Raw genomic sequence first — 408 nt, forward strand, 5'->3', positions numbered from 1 at the left:
GACTGCGCTCGATGAGCTGCGCACGCTCTGCACATTCGTCGGCCAGGCCGCGAAGTTTGGCACGACGATGGCAGACGCTGTTGCTCAGCTGGCAATTGTCCTCCGTTCACAGCGTGAACATCGCGCTGAAGAAATGGCTCAGCAGGCTGCGGTGAAGATCCTGTTCCCCACGCTGTTATTCATCTTTCCCACGGTCTTTGTCGTGCTCGCTGGACCAGCAGCGATTCAGATTCGCGAGAGTTTGACGCACTCCGCAGGCCCAATGCCGCAGCCCGAAAGTAAGGAACAGTAACCATGCGTGCTTCGCCTTCACGACGCGGTGCTGCAGCGACGGAACTCGCCGTGCTGCTGCCGCTGCTGATTGTGCTTTGTCTCGTGGCTGTCGACCTGGGCCGCTATGCCTTTGTG

The 408-nt window shown here is 59.6% G+C and carries 2 protein-coding genes; both read left to right on the plus strand.

Features of this window, described 5'->3' with window-relative positions:
* A partial coding sequence (locus I6F37_RS42585; RefSeq protein WP_225154765.1) for a type II secretion system F family protein occupies positions 1-292 on the plus strand: 292 nt, incomplete at its 5' end.
* A gap of 2 nt (positions 293-294) precedes the next feature.
* On the plus strand, positions 295-408 hold a 114-nt coding region (locus I6F37_RS46890), incomplete at its 3' end, for a TadE/TadG family type IV pilus assembly protein (RefSeq protein WP_225154766.1).

The organism is Bradyrhizobium sp. NBAIM08 (genome assembly GCF_020193935.1).
GTDB classification, from domain to species: Bacteria; Pseudomonadota; Alphaproteobacteria; order Rhizobiales; family Xanthobacteraceae; genus Bradyrhizobium; species Bradyrhizobium yuanmingense.